Source organism: Sphingopyxis sp. LC81, from assembly GCF_000756375.1.
Lineage (GTDB): Bacteria > Pseudomonadota > Alphaproteobacteria > Sphingomonadales > Sphingomonadaceae > Sphingopyxis.
Genome location: NZ_JNFD01000004.1, coordinates 25,115 through 37,592 on the forward strand (window position 1 = coordinate 25,115; position 12,478 = coordinate 37,592).

The 12,478-nt window shown below is 60.8% G+C and carries 18 protein-coding genes; 9 read left to right on the forward strand and 9 right to left on the reverse strand.

Annotation, left to right across the window (positions count from 1 at the left end):
• Window positions 1-82 precede the first annotated feature (82 nt).
• On the forward strand, window positions 83-955 hold the full coding sequence (locus FG91_RS21260) for a protein phosphatase 2C domain-containing protein (protein WP_040110192.1): 873 nt from the start codon (window positions 83-85) through the stop codon (window positions 953-955).
• A 121-nt stretch (window positions 956-1,076) separates the two neighbouring features.
• Window positions 1,077-1,844, forward strand: a complete 768-nt coding sequence (locus FG91_RS03300) for a GntR family transcriptional regulator (RefSeq protein ID WP_052182083.1) — start codon at window positions 1,077-1,079, stop codon at window positions 1,842-1,844.
• A 79-nt stretch (window positions 1,845-1,923) separates the two neighbouring features.
• Here the strand turns inward: FG91_RS03300 and FG91_RS03305 are convergent, their stop codons facing one another.
• Window positions 1,924-2,805, reverse strand: coding sequence for a BadF/BadG/BcrA/BcrD ATPase family protein (locus tag FG91_RS03305; protein WP_037511945.1), 882 nt, complete (start codon window positions 2,803-2,805; stop codon window positions 1,924-1,926).
• Window positions 2,806-2,988: 183 nt separating this feature from the next.
• Here FG91_RS03305 and FG91_RS21635 point away from each other — a divergent pair, with 183 nt between their 5' ends.
• Window positions 2,989-3,210 (forward strand): hypothetical protein, encoded by a 222-nt coding sequence (locus FG91_RS21635; RefSeq protein WP_040110191.1) that lies wholly within the window; start codon window positions 2,989-2,991, stop codon window positions 3,208-3,210.
• An 86-nt stretch (window positions 3,211-3,296) separates the two neighbouring features.
• On the opposite strand, the gene FG91_RS22480 is transcribed toward FG91_RS21635, so the two are convergent.
• The 8 genes from FG91_RS22480 to FG91_RS20820 all read right to left on the reverse strand — a co-directional run bounded on the left by FG91_RS22480 (window position 3,297) and on the right by FG91_RS20820 (window position 7,740).
• Window positions 3,297-3,425 carry a hypothetical protein gene (locus FG91_RS22480; RefSeq protein ID WP_255247304.1) on the reverse strand — a complete coding sequence of 43 codons (129 nt, stop codon included), beginning with the start codon at window positions 3,423-3,425 and terminating at the stop codon, window positions 3,297-3,299.
• A 22-nt stretch (window positions 3,426-3,447) separates the two neighbouring features.
• Window positions 3,448-4,677: a DUF1173 domain-containing protein gene (locus FG91_RS03310; RefSeq protein ID WP_052182084.1), complete on the reverse strand. Its 1,230-nt coding sequence runs from the start codon at window positions 4,675-4,677 to the stop codon at window positions 3,448-3,450.
• Window positions 4,678-4,679: 2 nt separating this feature from the next.
• The gene (locus FG91_RS03315) at window positions 4,680-5,180 is read right to left on the reverse strand and encodes a hypothetical protein (RefSeq protein WP_052182085.1); all 501 of its coding nucleotides are present in this window, start codon (window positions 5,178-5,180) and stop codon (window positions 4,680-4,682) included.
• 75 nt (window positions 5,181-5,255) lie between these two features.
• A complete protein-coding gene (locus FG91_RS03320; protein WP_037511949.1) occupies window positions 5,256-5,849 on the reverse strand; it encodes a ribbon-helix-helix protein, CopG family in 594 nt (197 codons plus the stop codon).
• 122 nt (window positions 5,850-5,971) lie between these two features.
• Window positions 5,972-6,271 carry a hypothetical protein gene (locus FG91_RS03325; protein WP_037511951.1) on the reverse strand — a complete coding sequence of 100 codons (300 nt, stop codon included), beginning with the start codon at window positions 6,269-6,271 and terminating at the stop codon, window positions 5,972-5,974.
• The gene (locus FG91_RS03330) at window positions 6,268-6,777 is read right to left on the reverse strand and encodes a hypothetical protein (protein ID WP_037511954.1); all 510 of its coding nucleotides are present in this window, start codon (window positions 6,775-6,777) and stop codon (window positions 6,268-6,270) included. The genes FG91_RS03325 and FG91_RS03330 overlap by 4 nt, the downstream gene beginning before the upstream one ends.
• Window positions 6,778-6,913: 136 nt before the next feature.
• Window positions 6,914-7,201, reverse strand: coding sequence for a sigma factor-like helix-turn-helix DNA-binding protein (locus FG91_RS03335; RefSeq protein ID WP_095389401.1), 288 nt, complete (start codon window positions 7,199-7,201; stop codon window positions 6,914-6,916).
• Window positions 7,198-7,740 carry a hypothetical protein gene (locus tag FG91_RS20820; protein ID WP_052187266.1) on the reverse strand — a complete coding sequence of 181 codons (543 nt, stop codon included), beginning with the start codon at window positions 7,738-7,740 and terminating at the stop codon, window positions 7,198-7,200. Before FG91_RS20820 ends, FG91_RS03335 begins: the two co-directional genes overlap by 4 nt.
• A 916-nt stretch (window positions 7,741-8,656) precedes the next feature.
• Here FG91_RS20820 and FG91_RS03345 point away from each other — a divergent pair.
• The 6 genes from FG91_RS03345 to FG91_RS03370 all read left to right on the forward strand — a co-directional run bounded on the left by FG91_RS03345 (window position 8,657) and on the right by FG91_RS03370 (window position 12,287).
• Entirely contained in the window at window positions 8,657-9,160 is a 504-nt protein-coding gene (locus FG91_RS03345; protein WP_037511959.1) for a DUF736 domain-containing protein, read from the forward strand.
• Window positions 9,161-9,219: 59 nt separating this feature from the next.
• A complete protein-coding gene (locus FG91_RS03350; protein WP_235211924.1) occupies window positions 9,220-10,242 on the forward strand; it encodes an SLOG family protein in 1,023 nt (340 codons plus the stop codon).
• A gap of 27 nt (window positions 10,243-10,269) precedes the next feature.
• A complete protein-coding gene (locus FG91_RS03355; RefSeq protein ID WP_037511965.1) occupies window positions 10,270-10,620 on the forward strand; it encodes a hypothetical protein in 351 nt (116 codons plus the stop codon).
• 48 nt (window positions 10,621-10,668) lie between these two features.
• Entirely contained in the window at window positions 10,669-10,974 is a 306-nt protein-coding gene (locus FG91_RS03360; RefSeq protein WP_052187267.1) for a DUF7673 family protein, read from the forward strand.
• A gap of 108 nt (window positions 10,975-11,082) precedes the next feature.
• On the forward strand, window positions 11,083-11,676 hold the full coding sequence (locus FG91_RS03365; RefSeq protein ID WP_037511968.1) for a hypothetical protein: 594 nt from the start codon (window positions 11,083-11,085) through the stop codon (window positions 11,674-11,676).
• The gene (locus FG91_RS03370; protein ID WP_052187268.1) at window positions 11,673-12,287 is read left to right on the forward strand and encodes a hypothetical protein; all 615 of its coding nucleotides are present in this window, start codon (window positions 11,673-11,675) and stop codon (window positions 12,285-12,287) included. Before FG91_RS03365 ends, FG91_RS03370 begins: the two co-directional genes overlap by 4 nt.
• Window positions 12,288-12,478 lie beyond the last annotated feature (191 nt).

The window sequence follows — 12,478 nt, forward strand, 5'->3', positions numbered from 1 at the left end:
ACCACTATGATACCACATCATCAAGCTGCGATATCGGTCGGCGCGCAGAAGGCCGGTCGCGCGTCTATTTAATGGAGCCGAGATGTTCAACGTCCGTTTGGCGGAGACTCGATCCGGAGCGGCAGCGAATGAGGATGTGGTCGGATATACGGACTTCGCGGCCTGGGTTATCGATGGCGCATCAGGCATTGGGGAGAACCTCGTCTCAGCTGTCAGCGATGCACAATGGTTCGCGCAGCGGGTCGATAGGGAACTCCGCGATCTACTGGCTAGCAAGCCGACGATGCCTTTCGAGGATTTGTTCGCGGCCGTCATACGTCACTGCCGGTCGTCCTATTCGACGCTGGCGCGGCGACCGCCCGCGGGGCGCCATGAACTGCCAAGCGCGGCGATAGCTTTTGTCCGCGCCCTGCCCGAAAAGGTTGAACTGGCAACACTCGGAGACTGCAGGATCGCCTACCGGTCCCTAGGCGGAGAAGAATTCGCCGAACATGGAGACGGCGGCAATATAGGCCCTTTCGAACACCGCACCAAGGCGTTGGCCCGATCGATCCTCGCCGAGCGACCTGAGATTTCGGCGGCCGAACTTTTCGAGGAATTGCGGCCACAACTCGTCCAAAATCGAGCCTTCATGAATGTCGATGGCGGCTATTGGGTGCTGGGTCTTCAAATGGAGGCAATCGAGCGCGCAGATCGCGCCGAACTGCCCGCCGGCGACTGGGCAATCGCGCTAGCAAGCGATGGTTTCCTGCGCCTCGCCGATATGTTCGCTCACCTTGGGGCCAGCGATCTGCTCTCAATCGAGAACCGCGCCGAATTCGAGAAATGCTATTCCGACCTTCGCAATCTCGAGCAAGTCGATGGGTCCCTTCGCCGCCACCCGCGCGCGAAAATTTCGGACGACGTCAGCTTCATAAGGATCGATGTGCATACCAATAGTGTGCCAAATGGTTGAAGCCGGCAACCTCAAGGTGCTATTGGACCTTTATCGGTCAGGCTGACGGGAACGAACAGGCGAAAATGCGATTGTTCCTCGGCCGCTTGCCGGATCGGAATATGTGCGGAAAGGACCAATAATGCGAGACAAGCTTGCCGGATTGAAGGAGAGCAACGCGCCTCTCTACCTTCAATTGGCGCGCAATCTTCGTGAGCACATCCAAAGCGGCGGCGTGGAACCGGGCGAGCCGCTCCCGTCCGAGCGCGAACTCTCGGAACGAATGGGCATGTCCCGGGTCACGATCCGAAAGGGCATCCAGAAGCTCATCGAGGAGGGCTTGCTCTTTCGTCGGCATGGTTCGGGAACATATGTCAGCGATCGTATCGAGGCGCGGGGTGCAATGCTAACGAGCTTTTCTGAAGATGCACGATCGAGAGGTGATGATCCTAGTGTCGTCTGGATGATGCGTAGCTACGCCAACGCCACCGACGAGGAGGCGGCCGCCTTGGAGATTCCGATCGCCACCAAGGTCGCAAGGCTCGCGCGTGTGCGCCTTGCGAATGGCGAACCGCTGGCGATAGAACATGCTGTCGTTCCCGCGGAGTTCCTCCCGGATTTGGATGCCGTGGGTGACTCGCTCTACGCAGCGCTTCAGAGTTCGGGGGTATTTCCTGTGTCCGGCACGCAGCGTATTCGGGCTGCCTTGGCCACTCCGACCGAAGCCGGGATGCTCTCGATTGCGCAGAGCTCGGAGATATTGCGCATTGAGCGCCTGACCCGTGATACGAAGGGTACGCCGGTTGAATTTACCAGGTCTGCGTATCGAGGCGATCGATATGAATTCGTCACTGACATCGCTGCCAGCACAGCGTCGGTGTCACGGCGCGATCCTGTTGGAATGCCGTGACGGAGTTTGAGGTGTGCCCACCACATCGCGCATATCTTGCTCGGTTCCGGGGCAGTTGATTCTCGATGGCGGCACGCCATCACCGGCCAGATGCTAAAGACCCGATGGGCAGGCCGGCGAGAATCAGGGCGCCGTCGAGCGCGTCGCCAAGCGGCGCACTCAGCTTCTCGACGACACGGGCGCGCAGCCATGGCTTGATCCGCGGTGCGAGTCCACCCATCAGCACGCAACGGCTCGCGCCCTTAGCGAATATCGTCTCGATGAAGCGCTCGATATGCTGCGCGGCGTCGCGAACGATCGACAGCGCAATCTCGTCACCTATCTCCGCATATTCCATCACCAGTGGGGCAAAGGCGGCATAATCGGCCGGCGCTGCATCGTCCATCCAAGCGATGACATTCGGGATAGCATGGTCGAACTGCTTGGTCACCGCCTGACTGAGCTGTGTCGGCCGTGTCCGTCCGTCGAGCGTGCGCAGGGCATGGCGGATTGCACTGAGACCCAACGCCGCACCGCTTCCTTCGTCTGAAATGGGAAAGCCGTAGCCGCCGATGCTTAAACTGTCCTCACCGCGCTTGATCAACCCGACGCTTCCGGTACCGAGGATCAAGATCGCACCATCGCCGCCCATATGTGCACCCAGATTGGCGATGATCGAGTCGCTGGTTAACTGAACATTGGCAAAGGGAAAATCGAGCGCCTGGATTTGCTGCTTCATCCCCATCCGATTGATGCCCGCAATTCCCATGCCGACCCGGACGCTCCCATAATCGCTGTCGGCGACACCACCATCCTTGAGCGCCTGGGTGCAGGCGTCGAGCAAGGATCTGTGCAGCGCGTCGAGCCCGATGCGCGTATTGGCGGGGCCGGCCTTCCCCGCACCCAATCGCAGGCCGTTCGCATCGACAAGCCTCGCTTTACTTGCGGTGCCGCCCGCGTCGATGCCTAGATATAAGACCATATTATCGACCCGCTGCCATTGTGATGGGAACCATGAAAGCTCAATCTAGCTACTGATAACAAATTCGCTACGTTATCTCCTGCTTTCCTCACTATGACTCCATGCGTGGATGGCCTCCTGGTCGCAAGAGCTTTTCTGCAGTGAAGACGGCGCGCACGCATCGACGAGGAGACCTGGGTCGGCATGGATGAACCCTGGCGGTGGAGTTCGCGGTTCAACCTGATAGTGCTCGATAGTCCTTTCTTTTCCATCTATATGACCTCGCGCACAAAACTACTGACAGGACCAAGCTCGGACGTCCTTCTTCGGCGTTGCGATCGCGATATCAGCCGCCAACTTCACACCCCGCGCCTCGGTACCTTCAACAATCTTGTCGACGATCGCTTCTATCTCGGCGGCCTCTGACATCCCGTTGGGAGTTCCTTCAGCTCGGCTTGCGGCTATCCTTGAGCACTCGAGGGGCATAACCGTCGCCCTGCCATGCCACCAACTCACGGAGGAGGCCCAGCGCCGATGAAGCCATGACATGCACCGCTAAGCACATCATCGTTTCGATTCAGCATCTCGACCGCAGCCTGCATAAGCCATTCTGCGGCCATCATCTTATCGACAATCGCCATCCAAGCCCCCTGGTGCGGAGTCTCAGTGGGCAGTTGATGTTCCCGCCACCTTTATTGGGGTCGAACCACTCTGCGCAATCTGCAGACAATCACCGGGTCGCCAAGTAAGATGCTCGACGCCTTGCGTCCGCATGAGCTGCTCGAGTGCCTCGTCATACCGCGGCTCAGGCAGGTTGTGTGCGAGATAGACCGCCGTTGCCTCCGCGCCGGTGTCGGTGAGGGTCAAGCTCGCGATCGGCATCTCGAGGCCGAGATTGACCCGCATCCCTTTCACGAAATGGCGCTTCTCTTCGATCGCTTGCGTGACCAGCATTCTCTCTTCGAGCCGCTCATAGGGGATCCATTCACGGGTGACCGGCATCACCGACATCTCGAATATCTGCGCGAGGCCTGACGCACCCATGGAAAAGCTCGCGGCCATGATCAAACTGCCGTCGCGATCGTCGGACCTCCAAAGCTCCTCTTCGGCCGCGAACCGCTTATGGAAGCGGCGCGCCATATCGGCATCCATGAGGAACGGTCGCTGAGGCATATGCTTGATCAGGATCTTCTCGCCATAGCGCGCACTCTCGATCGAACGGATCTCGCCGATCAGGATCATGATCCGGTCGGGCTCCGATCGGGCAATGGCCAGCTCCGCGTCCTGACGGCCCGCGATCGCGTCCTTGTCCTCAAGACGGAATGTCTCGGGCACGAACAGCCGCTGCGCGAGAGGGTCGCCCCGCACCTTGCAGCCGAGCGCTGCATTCAGGAGCTGCCGGCGAACAATGTACCAGTTGCGCTTGCCCGCCATGCGCGGATGCCAGTGGGTGAGCTGCGCTCGATCCCACAGGAAATGCAGCATCCCGCGCATCGACAGCCGCTGACCCGTCGCCTTCACATCGGGCTTGTCGTTCGTGAACGACGCCGGTGCCGCGCGCGCAGGACCCTTCGACAGCGGGAAGCCGAACTTGAGCGTTGTCACGCCATTGTCGATGTCGTCGACGATAGCGCTGCCGAGCACCTGGCCGAGCCCTGTCAGATGATCGGGCGCCTCATAATGATCGCAGTGCGGTGCGTGCCGCGGGCCCGTCCCGGGCCAGCGCGACAGCACATGCCCGCCATGTCGATGGGCAATATAGAGATCGAGCGCGATGTCGCGCCGGCAGAGGCAGCGTACCGCCTGCTTGAGCCTATAGGCTCGCGCCACCATCGCCTCGAACCCGTCTTCGCCTGCGGCCATTTCCCGGTCGAGTACATAGTAGCGCTGCATCGTCAGTCCTCCGGGAGCAATTCTGACGGCAGAAATGGCGTCCAATGTTCGCCGAGCTCGAAGTGATCGCTGAAAGTCGCCGGCGGTCCCTCTGGTCTTGTCGTCCAATAGGGATTGTCCGCCTTTGCCGGTGTCAGCCCTCGATCGTCAGCCTCGACCCAGAGCATCGCCCGAGCAGCCATCAACTTCTCGAGCTCGCCGAACGACGTCGCGACCGCGAGCGGATCGCGGCCCGCGACCGTATACCAGAGGCAGCGCTGGTAGTCGTCGCCGGCACGGCCGAGGATGCTCGCCAGTTGCGCCTTGCCGTCATTTTCGCCGCGAACGATCCGTTCCATTGCGGTGCTGAGCTCGATGACAGCGCGCAGTCCCGCGATCGGATCGATACCGATGCTCGCGCCCGCAAGCGCGCGCACTTCCCACGCCTGCGTGTCGTCATCGCGAATATCGTAAAGCGCCGCATCGACATCGATGCCTTCCAGCCATAGATCCTGCAGCGCCATAATATTCTCCTCGTTTCTCTGCCGAACACGATATGAAGATCGGCATCTTATCAATTGGATCGCATCTGCGAATCCCTAATTCGCATCCGGTCGCACTCGTTTTTTATCGTCCGCCTCCAGCCGCGCTCGCGCCCGTTCAAAGACCACCGGAATTTCGTTGAAGGCGTCCCAGCCCGCTAAACCGCAATAATCATAAAATGCCTGCTCAAGCGGTGTCACCAGTGCATGTCTGTCGTCGGCCGCAAAACCGATTACTGCGACCACCTCCGGGTCTCTGGCATCACTGCCCCCGATGTAGGGGTTCGGCGCATATGCGACGCGTGACTTCTCGATCACCTTCCGCCGAAAAATCTCGTAGACTGGCTCGATCGACTGTTCCCAATCCATATTCCCGATCTCGACCAGACGAGCCTCGAATGCCTTGCGTACCGTGTCCAGCTTGGCAACCTGGACACCAACGAGAGCTTCATAGGCGTCCTGTACAGCCGACCCATATTCGCTCCAATCGTCCTGGAGCGTTTCCCATCGCCTCTCGTCGTCGGCCATGTTCTTCAGGTGAGCCGAGATCGCGTCGCGCGCGATCTCGGATTTGCTGCGACCGGATTTTTTCGCGGCGGCGGCCAACTCCGCTTCATCCTCGCGCGAAAGCCGGACATTGAAAATCGTCATTCGCATCTCCCGATGACAAGTCGGCCATGCGTAAGACAGATTTGGAAGCCCTGCAAGTTTGTATTACGCCCTCCACGAACCGGCATCCGATGCACGGAAGGTGCGAAAATGACGGTGCGAATTTAGCCAGGGGCCTCGCCAAACTGGTCGCAGATCGTCCACATCGAGACGAGAGCGTCGGCAATGCACAATTCGACGGTGCTGACATCTACCCCGACGCATGTCGCAATCTGGCGATAACTCAAATCATGTACTCCGTTGAGGAGATAGACCGATCGCGCCAGCGGCCAAACGAGCTGGATCGCGAGCTTCACTTGGTCGCGGATGTCCGGCGCTGGGCCGATACTCTGCGCAAACGCGGGATAGTGCCTCAATCTGACGTGCAGCCAATAATTGCGCGCGATGCGGTGATGCAAGATCATCGACCTGCTGCCTTGCCTTCGCCGCCAACCAGGTGCGACCGAACCGCTATCAGCAACTGCGAGACCGCGGTTTTAGCCGCGCCGGCGTCAATCGTTCCGGCATCGATGTGACCACCCATCGCCGGCGATCGCCATCGTCCATATGGCGACAGCAACGGGACAATTCGCGCGAAGCTATCGGAATCGAATTGCAGCCCGCCGGCCTTCGCAAAGAAGTGAGCTTTGCCGACGTCCAGTCCGATCCGGCGGCGACAATCCTCGTCCGTCCAACCATCCGCCACGACACACGCCGTCAGGGCGAGCTGCGATGCAATGCCCAACTGATAGAGCAGGTCGCCGGCGCGAACGAATTCTCCCTTCGGGAAAAACGCTCTCGCATTCTGCAGCCGCCACCGCGCAGCTTTGTGTTTTTCATTGTCGAGCGAACTCGGTTCAGCCGAAAGAGAGATCACGCCGACCATACCCGCGGCGATCGGCAATCCGCCAACAAATGTCCGCCGTTCCATTTGGCGCCCTCCAAGCTACGCGCAAATCGTGCACAAAGGAACGATCAGGTTCGGGGCGGCGAAGTCACCCCCTGTAAATTGTTATTCGAATAAATGAGGGGTAACATGAGGGTGAAGTTACGTCGGTTTCGGGCCTTCATTCGAATTCCCGGCGGACCATTCTGACCGACCACAATGCATCAGCGACACAGCGTTCGACGGTCGCCACGTCGACGTCGACCGCGATCGCGATCACCCCATATGGCAGCTCGTCGACCCGGTGCATGAGAAACACACGCCGCGCGAACGGCCACAATAGATCCATCGCCAGATCCAGTTGATCCAGGACAGGCGGATCGGCGCCGAGCCGGCGAGCATATTGCGGATAGCGTTTCACGCGAATCCAGAGCCAATAGGCGCGCGACAAACTATGATGCCATTTCATCGCTCCGCCCCTTCGTTGCTTACCCCGGCGAGCCGGCGCCTCACCGTTCCTAGCAAGCCGTCAAGCGTAGCGGACACTCGAGACGTGTTGATCGTCTCGATCGCCGGTAGATCGGCCGCGAAAGGACCACGCCATTGCCCATAGGGCGAGAGCAGCCCGGCCAGCTCGAGCATGGCGGGATCACGATGATACAAGCCGGCCTCGTTCGCTATCGCCAATGCCTTGTCGACGAAGAGGCCGATCCGCTGCCGGCACCAATCGTCGGAAGCGCCGAGTTCGAGCAAATAGGCTCCAATGCCGAGCTGGGCCACGATCCCCGCCTGATAGAGTAGGTCGCGAGGGTCCCGATAAAGTCCAGCGGCTACGCCCCGGTTGAATTCCTCCGCTCGTTCGAAGCGATCGGCGCCGCGGCCGTGCAGCTTGCGCCCCCAATCGCTCACATTGTCGCAGATCGGCAGTATGCCGGTCAGCAAAAGTCCTCCGCTGGCGCGCGCAAGGCCCCGGCGCGACAAGCTCGTTGTCACGATCATCGTCTTCATCCTGCTGTTGTTCGGCCGCGGGTCCGCGTGGGCCTCGAACGACCGACGTCAATGAAATCAGACTTTTTGCTGTCGCGCTATACCCAGAAAGGGGGGTGTGACTTACGTCGATAATACGGCTTCGCCGACACCTCGCTGGCGCGAAAATAATCCGACATTTCGTCGAGAAAATGCGGAAATCTGCGGTGATGGATAGGGAGAGGCGTTGATGGGAGAGTTGCAGAGGGGAAAAGCGGGCCACCGACCGGCAATCGCCGGTCGGCAACCTGCTCTACTCGCTAGGGCCGCGATTCTGCGATCGCGACCAAGCTCGCCGAGCCCCTGCGGGTCTCGGCCCTTCGGGTAACGATCAGGGGCATGGGCAGATGGTCGGCCGCCCATCGGCGTCCGCCGTCATTCTCGAGGCCTCGTCACGCTGTTCGCGTGCCGAGGCGCCGGGGTGCGCGCAAACCTGTCCCTCGTCCTTCTACGCCGCCTTACAGGCTCCCGGCGTCGCATCCGGCGGCACGCGGGGTCGCGCCCTGCGGGCGCTCAAGCAGAAAACCGGCCCCTCCGGGGCCTACGGCTTTCCACCGCTACGCGGCGGAACCTTCCGTTTTTCAGCTTGCCCCGCGCTATCCCCCGTCTGCTTCTTGGGGCCTGCGACGGCGGCTCCGAAGGGGATGGACAGGTGAGGGCATAGCATCGCTTTCCCCGACCAATATGGAACCGGCCCTGGTCGGGCCGGGGGATCTTCGCTGGCCGCGCTACCGCGCGTCTGTTTGATGCTCCGGCTCACCAAAGAGGATCGGATTTTAGTCAATAAAACAATGAGATAGACCTGATTTGAGGCGGCAGCTATTAAGTAATGGTCAAGACGGCAACGCCGCTTTGACTTTCTGAAAAGGGGCATCGCCCTGCATTATGGAGATACATCATGGCTAATATTGGCAATCTCAAGAAGAACAGTGACGGCGTTTTCATCGGTCGGATCGATACCGTTGCATTTTCCAATGTCGTCGCGCTGCGTCCGGTGATCAGCCAGAATGAGGCGGCACCCAAATATGAGGTCATGGCGCTGACCCCGGCGCGCACCTGGGCCAAAGTCGGGGCGATGTTCGAGCAGGTGAAGCGGGCGACCGGCGAGGTCTTCTATCAGGGCCGTCTCGATGATCCGAGCATGGCGAACCCGATGGACATTGCGTTGTGGCACGATCGCGAAGGGGGATTTGCCGTCCTTTGGAGCCGTCGCCGTCCGCGCCGTGAAATCCCAGCGGGTCAGGCTGAACAGGACCTGCCGCCCGTCGGGGAGAGTTCGGACGATGGGATCGGCAACAACTCCGGCCTTGGCGAAAGCACCGCACCGGACGCGCCGCAGGGCGGCAAGGGCAAGGGTGGAGCAGGGAAGGGCGGTGAAACCGCCGACAAGCAGGCCGCCTGAATGAAGGAGGCCGGGAGAGGGTCTAGCTCTTCCGGCCTCTCATGGCTGAACATTGGTCAATGTCCGCTTCGATGCTTACTCCATTTTCCGAAGCGGCAACAAGGAATTTCCCCATGAGTCGTTTCGATAACTTCGCCGATCTTGCCGAGCATTACGCGAGCCTTACCAGCGCCGACGCATTCGCAGGCACCTTCGCTAGCGAGATTGCCGCCAGCCAGCTTTCCATCCACGATGAACCGACCACCAGCGATTTGCCGGACGCCGACGCGGCCCGCATCGTTGCCGCCCACGTTACCGGCGAAGTCTTTGCCCTCTTTTCCGATACGCGCCTCGCCCCAGTTGCGCCGCGCATCGCTTGGGGCATCGTCAACAGCTTCCATAAGGTCGCCCAGCAGCTTTCCCGGCAAGAGGACGACGCCGCGCGCGAGCTTGGCGAGCTGGCGCGCATCGCAGACCCTTCCGAAATCCACGCGGTGAAGGTGGAGGAGACGCAACGCCTTTGCCAATCGCTTCACGAAGCCGTCGCGGCGATTGAGGCGATGCGCGACCACGCCGCCGAAATTTACCGCGTCGAATGCGGCCAGCCTTGGTCCGCGACCACCGGCAGCCGGACGAGTCGCACACTCACAGCGTCGCAGATCGACGCCCGCGACTATCTCGCGGCCCGTTCGGCGGAAAAGCGTGAGGCACATGCCCCGACAGGTCCCGTTGTCGTATTGTCGGGCGGTCAGGACTGGACTGAACATGAGGTAATTTGGGATCGGCTCGACACCATCAAGGCCCGCATTCCCGCAATGACGCTTGTCACGACCGCGCAGCACAAGGGCGCCGACGCCATCGGCGCGGCATGGGCCGCCGCGCGTGGGGTGCCGCTTGTCGCCTTCCGTCTCAACCGGCAGCTTGGGAACCGCGCGGCATTCGAGCGCAATCGTTCCATTCAGCGATTGCTCCCCGTCGAAGCCGTCATTTGCGAAGGCAGCGGCATCCAGATCAATCTCGCGCAGAATCTTCGCGCCGCTGGTGTCCCGCTCACCATTTTCAAGCACGAACATTTCGCGATCCGCGATCAGGCTAACGCCTGATCGCTTTCGCCCATTGGGAGAATTTCGATGCGCCTCTATCTGACCAGCGCTGGCGAATGGACGGGAAATCAAAGTGACGCAGCGGGATTGGTCCGCGCGAACGGCGGGACCTGGGAACAGATCGACGTTCCGACCGACAAGCCGGGCCTGATTGCTTGGCTCACCGACCAGTGGGCGCGTTTCGCGATTGTTCCGGCGCCGATGGCGCCGACGGGACCAGCCGACGCCGACGCGCTGCGCGCCGAAAACCTCCGCAGGATCAGCGTCGAGGAAGAGATACAGAGTTGCGACCTTCCCCGCCTCGCGGTGCTCGCGGAGAATGTCGCTTGGCGTTTCCACGAACTCGCGCGGGCCTCGAAACACGATCACGCCCGATGACTGACGACATTCGATTTTCTTGATACACCGACCGAAGGAGCCGAACCGATGAATGTGGAAATTCTCGCTCACCCCGAGGTGAAACCCGCGCTGAACCGCCTGATAGACCTTGCTCGTTCGGACACCGGTCAATCGGCCCGCGTCACGAATTTTTTGCTCGCATGGTGGGACGGCGACCGGTGGGGAAATTTCCCGCTGACTGACCTGTTCGGCGTTGACCGGGACGTTGCCGCTGACATGGCTACCGTCTTTGCGTTTCTCGGTCAGCATGGCGGGGCGGTCTATATCGATGCTTTCGGCGACCAGTATCGCGACCAGATGGCCGATCTGGTCGAGCGTTGGCGCCCCGACTAGGGCGCCAGCCGGTCGCGGCGCCTCTATCGTAATTTCCCAGCTTTTTTTGTCGCAGCAGCCGTTGGAGCTTCCACCCCAGCGTGGCCGCGCTGCGTCGGATATACTGTCATGCGCTTCACACCCCATCAGGGCATCTATGCCTACGAGCGAACCAACCGGAAATTGAAGGCGGCTGAACGCCGCCTGCGTCTGGATCGCGAGAAATTCCCGCTCTTCGCCGCCGAGATCGCGGAGAGCCAACCGACGCCGGAAGAATTGCTCGACGCGCGCGGTAAGGCTTTCGTCGAAAACCAGCAGGCGAACCGCGCCCGCGAGGCACAGCACTGGTGGCGGGCGCGCGCCGAGTTGCGCGCCATCCCCGAGTCGGAACGCGCTGCCTTTCTCCGTTATTGGGATCGCTGCAAATGCCCCGGAAATGCAGGCTATTTGCTGACCTACATTAATATGTTTCGTGACGGCCGCCTGATCGTTCACGAAGGCGAGGTGCGGCCGCGCAGCGACGTCGAATGGGAGCGGGACCGCAAGGCCAAGATAGCGGCGATGACCGACCTCGAGCTCGACCTGATGATCCAGACCCATATCAGCCCGCTTTTCGCAGAATGGGCGCGCGAAGAACGCCGTCGCCGCGCAGAGCTGCACGGCGAGGATCGACCGGACAGGCGCCGCATTGAAAATCGGCGACAGCGGGGGACACGGCGATGACGAGCGCGGCCGACCTCGACGCAATGACCGACGAGGAATTCCTAGCCTATCTCGCTGCGCTCGACGAGGCGCAGCGGCCGACAACGCCGGAACAGCTATGGCGGGCGGCATATCGCGAAGAAATGCGCCAAAGGCGGATTGTCGGTTACCAACCCGACCTATTTGTCCGCGATCCGGTGACGCACTATCGGCGACACCGACCCGCCGCCGCGTTTCCTCGACCGCCGGTTGAACCGATCGCCGACAAGCTTGCGCGCATCGAGGGCGACCCGCTTGCGACCTTTGGTCCACCACGCGCTGACCGGCCCGCATATCTCTCGCCGGACGAAAAGACCGCGATCGTCAACGGCGCCGCCAATTGGCTGCACGTCAGCCAGCGGGTCAAGATCGTAGACGGGCCCGGGCCCGTCGATCCTGAATATGGCCCATATCGGTTTATCGGCCGCGAAGGTGTCGTTTGGCGCCTCTGTTCAACCGTATTCGCCGACCATTGCCGCGTTTTTCTCGATCCGGTCGGGGCCGAACGCACCGAGAAAATCGTCTTCGTAGAACTTCGTGACCTTCAGCCGCTGGCATCCCCGACCGGGTTTCGAACCCTTGGGCCGCGATAGGTCGCGCCGCCGCCGGGCCAAGGCCCAGCGGCGGCAATTTTGAAAGCATGGTGCAAGGATCGTGCTAGGCGGTAAACTCATAAATTTAGTTGCGCGAAGCGGTACTGGTTGATTCAAGGCTCGTGAAAGGAGCCTTGCAATGCATCGCCGTTTTGAACTGACAGATTTCGAGTGGTCAATTATTGAGCCGC

Bases quoted from the DNA above. Each gene is read 5' to 3' on its own strand.
- FG91_RS21260 (WP_040110192.1), top strand. From the start codon at position 83: ATGTTCAACGTCCGTTTGGCGGAGACTCGATCCGGAGCGGCAGCGAAT.
- FG91_RS03300 (WP_052182083.1), top strand. From the start codon at position 1,077: ATGCGAGACAAGCTTGCCGGATTGAAGGAGAGCAACGCGCCTCTCTAC.
- FG91_RS03305 (WP_037511945.1), bottom strand. From the start codon at position 2,805: ATGGTCTTATATCTAGGCATCGACGCGGGCGGCACCGCAAGTAAAGCG.
- FG91_RS21635 (WP_040110191.1), top strand. From the start codon at position 2,989: ATGGATGAACCCTGGCGGTGGAGTTCGCGGTTCAACCTGATAGTGCTC.
- FG91_RS22480 (WP_255247304.1), bottom strand. From the start codon at position 3,425: ATGGCGATTGTCGATAAGATGATGGCCGCAGAATGGCTTATGCAGGCT.
- FG91_RS03310 (WP_052182084.1), bottom strand. From the start codon at position 4,677: ATGCAGCGCTACTATGTACTCGACCGGGAAATGGCCGCAGGCGAAGAC.
- FG91_RS03315 (WP_052182085.1), bottom strand. From the start codon at position 5,180: ATGGCGCTGCAGGATCTATGGCTGGAAGGCATCGATGTCGATGCGGCG.
- FG91_RS03320 (WP_037511949.1), bottom strand. From the start codon at position 5,849: ATGACGATTTTCAATGTCCGGCTTTCGCGCGAGGATGAAGCGGAGTTG.
- FG91_RS03325 (WP_037511951.1), bottom strand. From the start codon at position 6,271: ATGATCTTGCATCACCGCATCGCGCGCAATTATTGGCTGCACGTCAGA.
- FG91_RS03330 (WP_037511954.1), bottom strand. From the start codon at position 6,777: ATGGAACGGCGGACATTTGTTGGCGGATTGCCGATCGCCGCGGGTATG.
- FG91_RS03335 (WP_095389401.1), bottom strand. From the start codon at position 7,201: ATGAAATGGCATCATAGTTTGTCGCGCGCCTATTGGCTCTGGATTCGC.
- FG91_RS20820 (WP_052187266.1), bottom strand. From the start codon at position 7,740: ATGAAGACGATGATCGTGACAACGAGCTTGTCGCGCCGGGGCCTTGCG.
- FG91_RS03345 (WP_037511959.1), top strand. From the start codon at position 8,657: ATGGCTAATATTGGCAATCTCAAGAAGAACAGTGACGGCGTTTTCATC.
- FG91_RS03350 (WP_235211924.1), top strand. From the start codon at position 9,220: ATGTCCGCTTCGATGCTTACTCCATTTTCCGAAGCGGCAACAAGGAAT.
- FG91_RS03355 (WP_037511965.1), top strand. From the start codon at position 10,270: ATGCGCCTCTATCTGACCAGCGCTGGCGAATGGACGGGAAATCAAAGT.
- FG91_RS03360 (WP_052187267.1), top strand. From the start codon at position 10,669: ATGAATGTGGAAATTCTCGCTCACCCCGAGGTGAAACCCGCGCTGAAC.
- FG91_RS03365 (WP_037511968.1), top strand. From the start codon at position 11,083: ATGCGCTTCACACCCCATCAGGGCATCTATGCCTACGAGCGAACCAAC.
- FG91_RS03370 (WP_052187268.1), top strand. From the start codon at position 11,673: ATGACGAGCGCGGCCGACCTCGACGCAATGACCGACGAGGAATTCCTA.